The sequence below is a fragment of the Caulobacter segnis genome (genome assembly GCF_023935105.1).
GTDB classification, from domain to species: domain Bacteria; phylum Pseudomonadota; class Alphaproteobacteria; order Caulobacterales; family Caulobacteraceae; genus Caulobacter; species Caulobacter segnis_B.
Map to the genome: position 1 here is coordinate 5369873 of NZ_CP096040.1, position 12602 is coordinate 5382474.

The 12602-nt window shown below is 68.9% G+C and carries 14 protein-coding genes; 7 read left to right on the plus strand and 7 right to left on the minus strand.

What is annotated here, in order from left to right; all coding sequences use genetic code 11:
• Window positions 1-217 precede the first annotated feature (217 nt).
• The 6 genes from leuC to MZV50_RS24900 all read left to right on the plus strand — a co-directional run bounded on the left by leuC (window position 218) and on the right by MZV50_RS24900 (window position 7366).
• Window positions 218-1657, plus strand: coding sequence for a 3-isopropylmalate dehydratase large subunit (leuC, locus tag MZV50_RS24875; RefSeq protein ID WP_252632015.1), 1440 nt, complete (start codon window positions 218-220; stop codon window positions 1655-1657).
• The gene (gene leuD / locus MZV50_RS24880) at window positions 1654-2262 is read left to right on the plus strand and encodes a 3-isopropylmalate dehydratase small subunit (RefSeq protein WP_252632016.1); all 609 of its coding nucleotides are present in this window, start codon (window positions 1654-1656) and stop codon (window positions 2260-2262) included. The genes leuC and leuD overlap by 4 nt, the downstream gene beginning before the upstream one ends.
• A gap of 145 nt (window positions 2263-2407) precedes the next feature.
• Entirely contained in the window at window positions 2408-2710 is a 303-nt protein-coding gene (locus tag MZV50_RS24885; protein ID WP_252632017.1) for a putative quinol monooxygenase, read from the plus strand.
• 12 nt (window positions 2711-2722) lie between these two features.
• Window positions 2723-3775, plus strand: a complete 1053-nt coding sequence (leuB, locus tag MZV50_RS24890; RefSeq protein WP_252632018.1) for a 3-isopropylmalate dehydrogenase — start codon at window positions 2723-2725, stop codon at window positions 3773-3775.
• 97 nt (window positions 3776-3872) lie between these two features.
• A complete protein-coding gene (locus tag MZV50_RS24895) occupies window positions 3873-5681 on the plus strand; it encodes a methyl-accepting chemotaxis protein (protein ID WP_252632019.1) in 1809 nt (602 codons plus the stop codon).
• A 65-nt stretch (window positions 5682-5746) separates the two neighbouring features.
• Entirely contained in the window at window positions 5747-7366 is a 1620-nt protein-coding gene (locus MZV50_RS24900) for a long-chain fatty acid--CoA ligase (RefSeq protein WP_252632020.1), read from the plus strand.
• A gap of 18 nt (window positions 7367-7384) precedes the next feature.
• Here MZV50_RS24900 and MZV50_RS24905 read toward each other — a convergent pair whose 3' ends face one another.
• Genes MZV50_RS24905 through MZV50_RS24920 form a run of 4 tightly spaced genes read right to left on the minus strand, consistent with a single transcriptional unit; the run spans window position 7385 to window position 9732 of the window.
• On the minus strand, window positions 7385-7864 hold the full coding sequence (locus MZV50_RS24905) for a GNAT family N-acetyltransferase (protein WP_252632021.1): 480 nt from the start codon (window positions 7862-7864) through the stop codon (window positions 7385-7387).
• Window positions 7861-8280 carry an SRPBCC family protein gene (locus tag MZV50_RS24910; protein WP_252632022.1) on the minus strand — a complete coding sequence of 140 codons (420 nt, stop codon included), beginning with the start codon at window positions 8278-8280 and terminating at the stop codon, window positions 7861-7863. The genes MZV50_RS24905 and MZV50_RS24910 overlap by 4 nt, the downstream gene beginning before the upstream one ends.
• Before the next feature lie 5 nt (window positions 8281-8285).
• On the minus strand, window positions 8286-8696 hold the full coding sequence (locus MZV50_RS24915; RefSeq protein ID WP_252632023.1) for a PaaI family thioesterase: 411 nt from the start codon (window positions 8694-8696) through the stop codon (window positions 8286-8288).
• A gap of 40 nt (window positions 8697-8736) precedes the next feature.
• Window positions 8737-9732 (minus strand): aldo/keto reductase, encoded by a 996-nt coding sequence (locus tag MZV50_RS24920; protein WP_252632024.1) that lies wholly within the window; start codon window positions 9730-9732, stop codon window positions 8737-8739.
• Window positions 9733-9828: 96 nt separating this feature from the next.
• Here MZV50_RS24920 and MZV50_RS24925 point away from each other — a divergent pair, with 96 nt between their 5' ends.
• A complete protein-coding gene (locus tag MZV50_RS24925) occupies window positions 9829-10734 on the plus strand; it encodes a LysR family transcriptional regulator (protein ID WP_252632025.1) in 906 nt (301 codons plus the stop codon).
• Window positions 10735-10740: 6 nt separating this feature from the next.
• Here the strand turns inward: MZV50_RS24925 and MZV50_RS24930 are convergent, their stop codons facing one another.
• The 3 genes from MZV50_RS24930 to MZV50_RS24940 all read right to left on the minus strand — a co-directional run bounded on the left by MZV50_RS24930 (window position 10741) and on the right by MZV50_RS24940 (window position 12592).
• Window positions 10741-11274, minus strand: coding sequence for a DUF1579 family protein (locus MZV50_RS24930; protein ID WP_252632026.1), 534 nt, complete (start codon window positions 11272-11274; stop codon window positions 10741-10743).
• A gap of 72 nt (window positions 11275-11346) precedes the next feature.
• Window positions 11347-12153 carry a helix-turn-helix domain-containing protein gene (locus MZV50_RS24935; RefSeq protein ID WP_252632027.1) on the minus strand — a complete coding sequence of 269 codons (807 nt, stop codon included), beginning with the start codon at window positions 12151-12153 and terminating at the stop codon, window positions 11347-11349.
• A 4-nt stretch (window positions 12154-12157) separates the two neighbouring features.
• Entirely contained in the window at window positions 12158-12592 is a 435-nt protein-coding gene (locus MZV50_RS24940) for an acyl-CoA thioesterase (RefSeq protein WP_252632028.1), read from the minus strand.
• Window positions 12593-12602: the final 10 nt, after the last annotated feature.

The window sequence follows — 12602 nt, forward strand, 5'->3', positions numbered from 1 at the left end:
ACCGTCTCCTTTCTAGTGGACGGCCCTCTTCGGGCGGAGCCATCGGCCCCCGAAGGCTGAAAATGATGCTAGGGCGCGCCGAAACCACTGGCGCGCCCTATGTCGTTTCGGCCGCCCCCACCCTTTCTTGAGGGTTGGGCGACACAGAACGCAAGAATTTGGCCCGACGGCCGGCCGCCACTGGATTTTGGCGCACGATCCGCCCTATATCCCCGCCATGTCCGGCAAAACCCTTTACGACAAGATCTGGGACGCTCACGTCGTCAGCGAAACCGACGGCGAAGCGATCCTCTATATCGACCTGCACCTGATCCACGAGGTGACCACCCCGCAGGCCTTCGCAGGCCTTCGCGCGGCGGGTCGCAAGGTGCGTCGTCCCGACCGCACGCTCGCCGTGGCGGACCACAACATCCCGACCGAGGGCCAGGCTCTGGGCGTCGATGCGGTGCAGGATGAAGAGGCGCGGCTTCAGCTCAAGACGCTTGCCCGCAACGTGGCCGACAACGGCATCCAGTTCTTCCCGATGGGCGACATCCGCAACGGCATCGTCCACGTGGTCGGCCCCGAGCAGGGTCGCACCCAGCCGGGCATGACCATCGTCTGCGGCGACAGCCATACCTCGACCCACGGCGCCTTCGGAGCCTTGGCCCATGGCATCGGCACGTCCGAGGTCGAGCACGTCCTGGCCACCCAGACCCTGCGCCAGAAGAAGGCCAAGAACATGCTGGTCCGCGTCGACGGCCAGTTGGGTCCTGGCGTGACCGGCAAGGACATCGCCCTGGCCGTGATCGGCGAGATCGGCACCGCCGGCGGCACCGGCTACGTCATCGAATTCGCCGGCGAGGCCGTGCGCGGCCTGTCGATGGAGGGCCGTATGACCCTCTGCAACCTGACCATCGAGGGCGGGGCAAAGGCCGGTCTGGTGGCTCCGGACGAGAAGACTTTCGAGTATATCCAAGGCAAGCCCGCCGCGCCGAAGGGCGCGGCCTGGGACATGGCCCTGTCGCACTGGAAGACCTTCTTCACCGACGAGGACGCCGTCTTCGACCGCACCGTGGTCATCGACGGCTCGACCCTGGTTCCGATGGTCACCTGGGGCACGTCGCCCGAGGACGTCATCCCGGTCACGGGCAACGTCCCAGATCCGGAAAGTTTCGCCACGCCCGACAAGCGCGCGGCCGCTCACCGGGCCCTGGACTATATGGGCCTGACCGCCGGTCAGCCGATCTCGGACGCCAAGATCGACCGCGTCTTCATCGGCTCGTGCACCAACAGCCGCATCGAGGACATGCGCGCCGCCGCCGCCGTGGTGCAGGAAGCCTTCCTGCACGGCCGCCTGGTGGCGCCGCACGTCAAGGCCATGGTCGTGCCGGGCTCGGGCTTGGTGAAGGAACAGGCCGAGGCCGAGGGCCTGGACGCCATCTTCAAGGCCGCCGGCTTCGACTGGCGCGAGCCCGGCTGCTCGATGTGCCTGGCCATGAATCCGGACAAGCTGGCCCCGCAGGAGCGCTGCGCCTCGACCAGCAACCGCAATTTCGAGGGCCGCCAGGGCCGCGCCGGCCGCACGCACCTGGTTTCGCCCGCCATGGCGGCGGCGGCGGCGATCGCCGGCCACCTGACCGACGTGCGCACCCTGCTCTCGGAGACCGCCCAATGAAGGCCTTCACCCGCCTGGACGGCCGCGCGGCTCCGCTGGAGCTGGCCAATATCGACACCGACCAGATCATCCCCAAGCAGTTCCTCAAGACCGTGGAGCGCGAGGGCCTGGCCAAGGGCCTGTTCTACGACTTCCGCTTCGACGGCGACGGCAACGAGATCAAGGACTTCGTCCTGAACCGTCCGGAGTACAAGAACGCCTCGGTGCTGGTCGCCGGCGACAACTTCGGCTGCGGCAGCTCACGCGAGCACGCTCCGTGGGCGCTGATGGACTTCGGGATCATGTGCGTGATCTCGACCAGCTTCGCCGACATCTTCAACAACAACTGCTTCAACAACGGCCTGCTGCCGGTGGTCGTGAAGCCCGACGAACTGGCCGTCCTGATGGACGAGGCCAAGGGCGGCAACCACATGGTCAGCGTCGACCTCGAGGCCCAGACCGTGGTCTCGCCGTCGGGCAAGACCTTCACGTTCGAGATCGATCCTGTCCGCAAGGAGAAGATGCTCAAGGGCCTCGACGCCATCGGCGAGACCCTGCAGCACGGCGGCGACATCGACGTCTTCGAAAGCAAGCGCGCGATTAGCCAGCCCTGGCTGGAGGCCTGATCTCCTCTCCCCTCCCCTTGATGGGGAGGGGTAGGGGTGGGGTGACGCGGCGGTGGATATCGTCACGCCCCCGATCCATTCTGACACGTGGGCTTCACCCCATCCCCAACCCTTCCCCATCAAGGGGAAGGGGGAGACCGTCAAAATGACCCTCATCCTCGCCGGCACGATCCGCATCGCGCCCGAACGCCTGGCCGACCTGCGCCCGCACCTGCGCGCCCAGGTCGAGGGCACGCGCGCCGAGCCGGGCTGCCTGGACTACGCCCTGACCGAGGATCCCCTGGATCCCGGCCTGATCCGGGTCTACGAGCACTTCGAGAGCGAGGCGGCGCTGGAGCACCACCGCGCCACGCCGCACATGGCCGCCTGGCGCGCCGCCTGCGCCGCGCTGGGCGTGCACGGTCGCGACCTGCAGTCCTTCGACGTTTCAGATTACCGCAAGATCTAGAGAGAGCCCGTCATGTCCACCCTGCTGCTCCTGCCCGGCGATGGCATCGGCCCGGAAGTCTGCGCCGAGGTGCGCCGCGTGGCGGCCGCCCTCACCCCGGATCTGAAGGTCGAGGAAGCGCCCTACGGCGGCATGAGCTATGACGCCCACGGCACGCCGCTGCTGGACGAAGTCCGCGACCAGGCCATCGCCAGCGACGCGGTGCTGATGGGCGCGGTCGGCGGTCCGCAATGGGCCAGCGCCCCGCGCCACCTGCGCCCGGAAGCCGGCCTGCTGAACCTGCGCAAGGCCATGGACGTCTACGCCAACCTGCGTCCCGCCTACTGCTTCGAGGCCCTGGCCAGCGCCTCCAGCCTGAAGACCGAGCTGGTCGCGGGCCTGGACATCATGTTCGTGCGCGAACTGGTCGGCGGCGTCTATTTCGGCCAGCCGCGCGGTATCGAGGACCTGCCGGACGGCCAGAAGAAGGGCTTCGACACCGCCGTCTACACCACCAGCGAGATCGAGCGCGTCGGACGCGTGGCCTTCGAACTGGCCCGCGGCCGCACCAATAAGGTCCATTCGGCCGAGAAGTCGAACGTCATGGAGTCGGGCCTGCTGTGGAAGCAGGTGATCACCGAGCTGCACGCCCGCGAATATCCTGACGTCCAGCTGGAGCACATCCTGGCCGACAACTGCGCCATGCAGCTGGTCCGCGCGCCCAAGCAGTTCGACGTCATCGTCACCGACAATCTGTTCGGCGACATCCTGTCGGACGCGGCCGCCATGCTGACCGGCTCGCTGGGCATGCTGCCCTCGGCCGCGATCGGCGACCCGAACAAGCCGGGCCTGTACGAGCCGATCCACGGCTCTGCCCCCGACATCGCCGGCAAGGGCCTGGCCAATCCGCTGGCCGCCATCTTGTCGTTCGAGATGGCCCTGCGCTGGTCGCTGAAGCAGGTCGAGGCCGCCGACGCCTTGCTGGCGGCGGTCAAGGCCGCGCTGGACGGCGGCGCCCGCACGCGCGATCTGGGCGGCGCCCTGACCACCGCCGAGATGGGCAGCGTCGTTCTGTCGCACCTCTGAGACCTTCCGCCAGGGCAATTCACTCGCCCCGGAAAACTGAAGTTAACGCCTGGCCCCTAGACGCTTAACCCCATCGCAAAGGCGTTGGGGGCCGGGCATGAACTTCCAGAATCTAAAGATCTCCGCCAAGTTGGCGGTCGCTTTCGGCGCCTTGATCCTGGCCTTCGTGACGTCCGCCGTCGTCGTCCTGGTCAGCCTCAATCAGATCCAGGAAGCCTCGACGTCCAGCCAGCGTTCGCTGGTCCTGGCGGCCCAGGCCGAAGCCATGGCGACCCTCGCCGAAGAGCAGCAGAACGCCTTGCGCGGCTATGTGCTCGCCGGCGATCCGGCCCACAAGCAGACCTACGACAGCGTGGGCAAGAGGTTCGACGACGCCCTGGATGCGTTCGAGGCCAAGACGACCCAGGCGCCCCAGAAGAAGCGCGCGCAAGCGATCCGCGCCGCCATGAACGATTGGCGTCGTGACGTCGGCGCGCCCACGATCGCCGCCATGAATGACCCGGCGGGCAAGGAACAGGCCGCCAGCATCGTCGGCAAGCCGTCCCTGACCAAGCTGCGGGCGCTGCAGGAAGACATGCGCGCCGCCGCGGTGGCGCGCGTGTCGATCCGGACCAAGGAACAGGCGAGTGCTCTGTTCATGGCCAAGACCTCGATGATCGTCGGCGGCCTGGTCTCCCTGGCCATCGCGGGCCTGATGGGCTGGCTGCTGTCGGCCACCATCGGCGCGCCCGTCAACCTGATCACCAGCGTCATGCGCCGCCTCGCTTCGGGCGACAACGGCGTCGAGATCCCCGCCATCGGCCGCAAGGACGAGGTCGGGGAAATGGCCGACGCGGTCGCCGTCTTCAAGGACGCCGCCATCGAGAAGTTGCGGGTCGAGGCCGAGGCCGTCGCCCACCGCAGCGCGGCCGAGGCCGAGCGCGCCCAGCACGAGCGCGAGAAGGCCATCGAGGCCGAGGCGGACGCCTTCGCCATGGACGCCCTGGGCCAGGCCCTGGACCGCCTGGCGTCCGGCGACCTGACCTACCGCATCAACGCCCAGCTGGCGCCCAAGACCGCCCAGCTGAAGAACGACTTCAACGCCGCCGCCGGCCGCCTGCAGGACGCGCTTCGCGGCATCAACGGCGCCACGGGCGGCATCAGCGCCGGCTCGGAAGAGATCGCCCAGGCCTCGGACGACCTGTCGCGCCGCACCGAGCAGCAGGCCGCTAGCCTGGAAGAGACCGCAGCCGCCCTCGACGAGATCACCGCCACGGTCCGCAAGACCGCCTCGGGCGCCCTGGAGGTTTCCGGGCTGGTCGCCCAGGCCCGCGCCGGCGCCGAACGTTCGGGCGCCATCGTCGACCAGGCCGTCTCGGCGATGAGCCAGATCGAGACCTCGTCCAACCAGGTCAACCAGATCATCTCCGTCATCGACGAGATCGCCTTCCAGACCAATCTCTTGGCCCTGAACGCCGGCGTCGAGGCCGCCCGGGCCGGCGAGGCCGGTCGCGGCTTCGCGGTCGTCGCCCAGGAAGTCCGGGCCCTCGCCCAGCGTTCGGCCGACGCGGCCAAGGAGATCAAGACCCTGATCTCGACCTCGACCCAGCAGGTCGGCGCCGGCGTCGACCTGGTCGCCCAGACCGGCGAGGCCCTTCGCGCCATCGTCGGCCAGGTCGCCTCGATCGACGCCCTGGTCAAGGAGATCGCCGCCTCGGCCCAGGAACAGTCGACCGGCCTGCATCAGGTCAATGTCGCGGTGAATCAGATGGACCAGGTCGTCCAGCAGAACGCCGCCATGGTGGAAGAGGCCACCGCCGCCACCCACTCGCTGAAGGGCGAGGCTGGCGAACTGGCCACGCTGGTCGGCCGCTTCCAGGTCGGTTCGCCCCAGGCGCACGCCGCCCAACGGCCGCGCGCGGCCTGACCGCTCTTTCACTGAACACCGATCACGTTCTAGGCTCTTCCCAACGATAAGGTTGGGAGGAGCGCATGACCCCGGGGCTCATGCAGACGACGCCGCTGATGATCAGCGGCATCCTGAACTACGCGGCCCGGGCCCATGCCGGGCGCGAGATCGTCTCGCGCCTGATCGACGAGCCGCTGTGGCGCTACGACTATGCGGGTCTGGCCCGCCGCGCCGCCCAGGCCGCCCACGCGTTGAGGCGTCTGGGCGTCGCGTCCGGCGATCGGGTCAGCTCCCTGGCCTGGAACACCCATCGGCACCTTGAGCTGTTCTACGCCGTCCCCGGGATCGGCGCGGTACTGCACACGGCCAATCCGCGCCTGTTCGACGAGCAGATCGTCTACACGATCAATCACGCCGAAAGCCGCGTGCTGTTCTACGAGCGCAATTTCGCCGCCCTGGTCGAGCGGATCGCCCCGCACCTGACCACGGTGAAGACCTTCGTCATGCTGTCGGACGCCGAGCGGACGATCCCGGGCGCGGTCGGCGCCATCGGCTACGAGACCCTGATCGCCGGCGAGCCCGAGGCGATCGACTGGCCGGTCTTCGACGAGAACGCCGGAGCCTTCCTCTGCTACACCTCGGGGACGACCGGCGATCCCAAGGGCGTGCTCTATTCGCATCGCGCCGTGGTGCTGCACGCCATGGCCGGCGGCCTGAACAGCGCGTTCGGCTTCACCGCCTTCGACGTCGTGCTGCCCTGCTCCAGCCTCTATCACGCCACCGCTTGGGGCCTGCCGTTCACCGCCCCGATGTGCGGGGCCAAGATCGTATTGCCGGCCGACCGGATGGACGGCGCCAGCCTGCACGCGCTGATCCAGGGCGAGGGCGTCACCTTCACCGGCGGGGTGCCGACCATCTGGACCATGTACCTGGACTGGCTGGACAAGACCGGCCAGCGGCCGGACAGCCTGAAGCGCGTCGTCATCGGCGGCAGCGCGGTGCCGCGCGCCATGGCCGAGACCTTCAAGCGCCGCTACGGCGTCCAGACCCTGCAGATCTGGGGCATGACCGAGACCTGCCCGATCGGCGTCGTCGCCACCCCGACCCCCGCCCTCGCCGCCCTGGGTGAGGAGGCGATGGACGAGGCGATCTGGACCCGCCAGGGCCGCCTGCAGTTCGGCATCGAGTTGCGCGTCGAGACCGAGGACGGCCAGGAGGCCCCCTGGGATGGCGAGACCTCCGGGGCCCTGCTGGTGCGCGGCCCCTGGGTGGTGCGCCGCTACTTCCGCAAGGAAGCCGATGCCGCGCGCCCCGACGGTTGGTTCGACACCGGCGACATCGCCACCCTCGACGCCAACGGCTTCATGCGCATCACCGATCGACAGAAGGACGTCATCAAGTCGGGCGGCGAGTGGATCAGCTCGATCGACCTGGAAAACGTCGCCGTCGGCTGTCCGGGCGTGAAGATCGCCGCCGTGGTCGGCGTACCGCATCCCAAGTGGGAAGAGCGGCCGTTGTTGGTGATCGAGGTCCATGAAGGCTCGGCGGTCGGCAAGGACGAGGTTCTGGCCTACCTGGCGCCGCGGATCGTCAAGTGGTGGACGCCCGACGACGTCGTCTTCGCCGCGGTGCCGCTGACGGCGACCGGCAAGATCGACAAGAAGGTGCTGCGCGAGGCTTGGCGGTCCCACCTGATGGGATGAGCGGTTTATCGGCAGGCCTTAAAGCTTCAACCGCCAGCTCTCCGACACCAGCCCCTCGGCGAAGCCGTCGTAGTCCCAGCTCTTCTCCAGCTCGAAGCCGAACCGCGCGTAGAGGCGGCGGGCTGGCAGCAGGTTGGCCTGGGTCCAGAGGACAACCTCGGCGTAGCCCGCCTCGCGGGCCCGCGCCAGACAGGCCGAGACCAGGGTCTCGCCGACGCCCAGGCCGCGCGCGGACGGCTCGACCAGCAGCAGCCGCAGACGGCCGACCGTTTCGGTCTCCCTGGCCAGCATGATCGAGCCGACGGGCCGTCCCTCATGCTCAGCGATCCAGCAGGCCTCCCGGGCGGGATCATAGGTCTTGACGTAGTCGGCGACGACGCCGGCCACGACGCCTTCGAAGCGGTGATCCCACCCCTCCTCGGCCGCGTAGAGCTGGCCATGGCGCTGGATGATCCAGCCCAGGTCTCCGGGCCCGGTGGGGCGCAGGGTGACGCTCATGGCTTCCCCTGGGCCTCGACCAGCGCCTTCAGCCTGGCCAGGTCGCGCGCCACCGCGGCCGCGTCGCGATCGAAGGCCGCGTCATCGTACAGGTTGGGCGGTCGATAGAGGGTCAGCCCCACCTCGGCCCCCTCGCCGTTGGCCACCACCCGCAGCGGCATGTACAGCTCGGTCCCGTCCGGCAGCGTCACCCAATGGTCGAGCACGCCATAGTCGTTGTCCGGCGAGAACCGCACCTTCACGTCACCGCCGGGACCGTGGGCGATCCATTGCTCGCCCGTGGGATCGCTGTCCCGCGTCAGGCCCGAGGCTAGGCCCGCCGCCCATTTCGTGAAGCTCCGTGGCTCACGCGTGAAGGCGTAGACCTCCGCCGCCGGCTTGTGGATCCGGATGCTGATGTGCCGGGACTCGAACATGGGCGCTACTCCACCGTCATCTGGGTCTGGGTGACCACCGCCACCAGACGGCTCCTTTCACCATCCTTGGCCTCGGTCTCGATCCGCGTCGTCCAGACGCTGGAGCGCTTGCCGATGTGCAGCGGCGTGGCGGTGGCGACCACGGTCGCCCCGACCTTGGCCGGGCCGATGAAGTTGGTCTTGCTCTCCAGGGTCGTGGTGCGCTTGCCCTCGGGCGTCGACAGGAAGGCGCCGATGGCCCCCAGGGTGTCGGCCAGGGCCATGGCCGCGCCGCCGTGCAGAATGCCGCCGGCGGTGCACAGGTCCGGGCGAACGACAAGCCGCCCCTCGACGCGGTCGGGGGCGGCGCTGGTCACCGTCACGCCCATCAAGGCGGCGAACGGCAACAGGTCGAGGTCGAAGACGGGCGTTCTCATGAGCGCATCTGACGCCCGTCTCCCGACCGGATGCAAGAGGTCAGCGCTCGCTGTCGAGGAACCGCATCATCTGTTCGGCGTAGCGCGAACCCGCCACCGCCTCGGCCGGGACCGCCGCCTCGATGGCGGCGAGATCCTCCGGCGTGAAGCTCACCTCCAGCGCGCCCAGGGCCTCGGCCAGGCGATCGCGGCGGCGCGCCCCGATCAGCGGCACGATGTCGTCGCCGCGTGAGGCGACCCAGGCGATGGCGGCCTGGGCCGTGGTCACGCCCTTGGTCTCGGCGACGTCGCGCAGGGCCTCGGCCAGCTTCAGGTTGGCGTCGAGGTTCTCGCCCTGGAAGCGCGGGCTGTGGGCCCGGAAGTCGCGACCGCCCTGACCCGTGTCCTTCGTCCAGTGGCCGCTGATCAGGCCGCGCGACAGCACGCCATAGGCTGTCATACCGATGCCCAGCTCGCGCAGGGTCGGCAGGATGTCCTTCTCGACCCCGCGCGAGACCAGCGAATACTCGATCTGCAGATCTACGATCGGCGCGACCTTGGCGGCCCGGCGGATCGTCTCCGACCCCATTTCCGACAGGCCGATGTGGCGGACATAGCCGGCCTGGACCATCTCGGCGATGGCGCCGATGGTGTCCTCGATCGGCACGGCGGGATCCAGTCGCGAGGGGCGATAGATGTCGATGTAGCCGACGCCCAGGCGCTTGAGGCTATAGGCCAGGAAGTTCTTGATCGCGGCCGGGCGGCTGTCGAAGCCCAGGAACTGGCCGTCGGGATCGCGCAGGGCGCCGGTCTTGACGCTGAGCACCAGCCGGTCGCGCTTGTGGGTCTTCAGCGCCTCGCCGATCAGCATCTCGTTGTGGCCCATGCCATAGAAGTCGCCGGTGTCGATCAGGGTGATCCCGGCTTCCACGGCGGCGTCAAAGGTGGCCAGGCTCTCGGCCCGGTCGCTGGGACCGTACATGTCGGACATGCCCATGGCGCCGAGGCCGAAGGCGAAAACGACGGGGCCGGTCTTGCCGAGTTGGCGGGTCTTCATGACGGTCTCTCCTTGAGAAGCGAGACGGGTTATGCGCGCGATCATGCCGTGCGATAATCCAGGAAGGTCCGCACGGGCCGTTCGGAATTTCGCACAATGCAGCAGGCCGACTTCGCCGATCTCGACGCCTTCACGGCCGTGGCCCGCGCCCGAGGCTTCCGCGCCGCGGCGGCCCTGCGCAACGTCTCGGCCTCGTCGCTGAGCGAGGCGGTGCGGCGGCTGGAGGCCCGGCTGGGCGTGCGGCTGCTGAACCGCACCACCCGCAGCGTCACCCCGACCGAGGCCGGCCAGAAACTGCTGGAGCGGTTGTCGCCCGCCCTGGCCGACGTCGCCCTGGCTCTGGACGAGGTCAACGCCTTCCGCGACAGCCCGACCGGCACGCTGCGCCTGAACGTGCCGCTGGTGGTCTCCAAGGTCGTCATGCCACGCCTCATCCCCAAGTTCCTGGCCCAGAACCCCGGCGTCACGGTGGAGATCATCGCCGAGGACAGCTTCATCGACGTGCTGGCGGCCGGCTACGACGCCGGGGTGCGCTATGACGAACGGCTGGAGAAGGACATGATCGCCGTGCCGCTGGCCGGTCCGCAACGCTTCATGCTGGTGGGCTCGCCGGCCTATTTCGCCGCCCACGGCCGCCCGACCCATCCGCGCGAGGTGCTGGACCATGCCAGCATCCGCCATCGCTTTCCCAGTGGCGCGACCTATGCCTGGGAGTTCGAGAAGGACGGTCAGACGCTCCGTCTGGATCCGCCGGCCCGCCTGACCTCGACCAATCTCGACCTGGAGATCGCCGCCTGCGAGGCGGGCGTCGGCCTGCTGGCCACCTTCGAGGACTTCGTGACCCAGGCGATCGCGGCGGGGCGGCTGGAGGCGGTGCTACAGGACTGGCTGCCGCCGTTCAGCGGCCCGTATCTCTACTACCCCAGCCGCCGCCACATGCCCGCGCCGTTGCGGGCGTTCGTGGACTTCGTGAAGGCGGAACGTCTGGCGGATCAGACCTGAGTCGTCTCAGGGCGCGCGAACATATTCCAGCCGCACCGCCTGAACCTCGCGTCCTTCGCGGGTCTCGAAATAGTCGTAGGTGAAGTGGTCGTCGTCCTGGACCGACATCACCTCGCGCAGCGGAGCGATCGTCCCCGGATGGGCGGGATCGGGCGCGGCGCCGGAGAAGGTGTAGCGCCGTGTCGCCGGGTCGTAGCCGCCCCGGGCCACGATCAAACCGGTGAAGTTGACGTCCATCCAGGTGCTGAAGAACGTCTTGGCGTCGGCGTCGTAACCGATATAGCCCAGCCCCTCGAACGGCTTGTCCTTGGACGCGATGCGCAGGGTCTGGCGCAGGTGGCGGCCGCCGAGCACCATCACGAAATCGGCCTCGCCCGGATCGACGGCGGGCGAGGCGCCCGGCGCGGCCCAATAGGTTTGCCTGACCGTCCAGTGACCCGCCAGGCGAGCCAGCGCGGCATGCTCGCCGTCCAACGGCGCGGCCCGCGCGCTCGTCGTGATCATCGCGACCAGAACCACCGCCTTGAATATTTGACGCATGCCCGTCTCTCCCTCCGGATACGGGCGACAGGAACGCGTCCGGCGACGACCTCGCAACTACCTCGCAGGTCGTCAGCTCAGCGCGCCGGACGCCAAGCTGGCGCAGATCTCGGCCGTATGGGCGTCAGCCGGAAAGGCGCAGTCGATCCTCAGCTCGTCGAGGGTCACGTCGCGCGGGGCGGCGAAGGTCGTGATGGTCTCGAAGAACCGCAGCGGTCCGGCGCGGCTGTTGAAGACCATGGTCAGCACCGGCTCGGGCTCGGCGCCCAGGTCGCGTCGCCGCCAGGCTTCCGGCACGTCGGGATAGCGCAGAATATCGTCCAGCAACGTGCGGATCACCGGATCGGACGGCGAGGCCGTCAGCTCGTCCTGCAGGCGGCGGAGGAACTTGGCCGCCACTTCCGGCCAGTTGGCGATCACCCGCCTGAAATCGGCCGGGTCGAAGATCTGGCGCAGCAGGTTGGCGTGCGGGCTCCGCCAGCCCTCCAGCACGAATTCATTGACTCGCCGAGCCGCGGCGTTGGCGGCCAGCACGTCGAAGCGGCGATTGATGACGAAGGCGGGACACGGCTCCTGGTGGCTCAGGATCAGGTCGACCGCCTGGCTCAGGCGCGCCATGGCCGGCTCGGCAAGGGCGCTCTCGGCATATCGCGGCGCATAGCCCGCCGCCAGCAGCAGGGCGTTGTGCTCGCGCAGAGAAACACCGAGGGCGTCGGCCAAGCGCGATACCGTCTCGCGGCTCGCCTGGGCGCGCCCCGTCTCGATGAAGCCCAAGTGGCGAGCCGAAATCGCGGCCTCGTGGGCCAGGTCCAACTGGCTCAGGCGGCGAAGCTCGCGCCATTCGCGCAGCAGCAACCCGATCGCTGGACGCTGGCCCACGCCTCTAGACCGGCAGCGGCCGGGGTTTGCGGTCCTCGCCGATGGCCACGAAGGTGAAGACGCCCTCGGTGACCTTGTGGGCCTGCTCGCCGTCGCGGCGGCGACGCCAGGCCTCGACGGCGACCTTGATCGAGGTGCGGCCGGTGTGAACGACCTTGGCGAACAGGCTGACCTCGTCGCCGACGAACACCGGGCTGATGAAGGTCATGCCGTCGATGGCGATGGTGGCGCAGCGGCCCGCCGCGCGGTGGAAGGCGATCGAGGCCGCCGCCAGGTCCATCTGCGACAGCAGCCAGCCGCCGAAGATGTCGCCTTCGGGGTTGGTGTCGGACGGCATGGCGATGGCGCGCAGCACCGGCGCCTCGTGCGGCCATTCGGCCTTTTCCCACGCCTTGGCGAGGGTCTCGGCGCGGTTGGCCGGCGGAACCTGGTCGCTCATGTCGCTTGGG

Coding starts and splice junctions, on each gene's coding strand:
- leuC (WP_252632015.1), top strand. CDS start 218: ATGTCCGGCAAAACCCTTTACGACAAGATCTGGGACGCTCACGTCGTC.
- leuD (WP_252632016.1), top strand. CDS start 1,654: ATGAAGGCCTTCACCCGCCTGGACGGCCGCGCGGCTCCGCTGGAGCTG.
- MZV50_RS24885 (WP_252632017.1), top strand. CDS start 2,408: ATGACCCTCATCCTCGCCGGCACGATCCGCATCGCGCCCGAACGCCTG.
- leuB (WP_252632018.1), top strand. CDS start 2,723: ATGTCCACCCTGCTGCTCCTGCCCGGCGATGGCATCGGCCCGGAAGTC.
- MZV50_RS24895 (WP_252632019.1), top strand. CDS start 3,873: ATGAACTTCCAGAATCTAAAGATCTCCGCCAAGTTGGCGGTCGCTTTC.
- MZV50_RS24900 (WP_252632020.1), top strand. CDS start 5,747: ATGACCCCGGGGCTCATGCAGACGACGCCGCTGATGATCAGCGGCATC.
- MZV50_RS24905 (WP_252632021.1), bottom strand. CDS start 7,864: ATGAGCGTCACCCTGCGCCCCACCGGGCCCGGAGACCTGGGCTGGATC.
- MZV50_RS24910 (WP_252632022.1), bottom strand. CDS start 8,280: ATGTTCGAGTCCCGGCACATCAGCATCCGGATCCACAAGCCGGCGGCG.
- MZV50_RS24915 (WP_252632023.1), bottom strand. CDS start 8,696: ATGAGAACGCCCGTCTTCGACCTCGACCTGTTGCCGTTCGCCGCCTTG.
- MZV50_RS24920 (WP_252632024.1), bottom strand. CDS start 9,732: ATGAAGACCCGCCAACTCGGCAAGACCGGCCCCGTCGTTTTCGCCTTC.
- MZV50_RS24925 (WP_252632025.1), top strand. CDS start 9,829: ATGCAGCAGGCCGACTTCGCCGATCTCGACGCCTTCACGGCCGTGGCC.
- MZV50_RS24930 (WP_252632026.1), bottom strand. CDS start 11,274: ATGCGTCAAATATTCAAGGCGGTGGTTCTGGTCGCGATGATCACGACG.
- MZV50_RS24940 (WP_252632028.1), bottom strand. CDS start 12,592: ATGAGCGACCAGGTTCCGCCGGCCAACCGCGCCGAGACCCTCGCCAAG.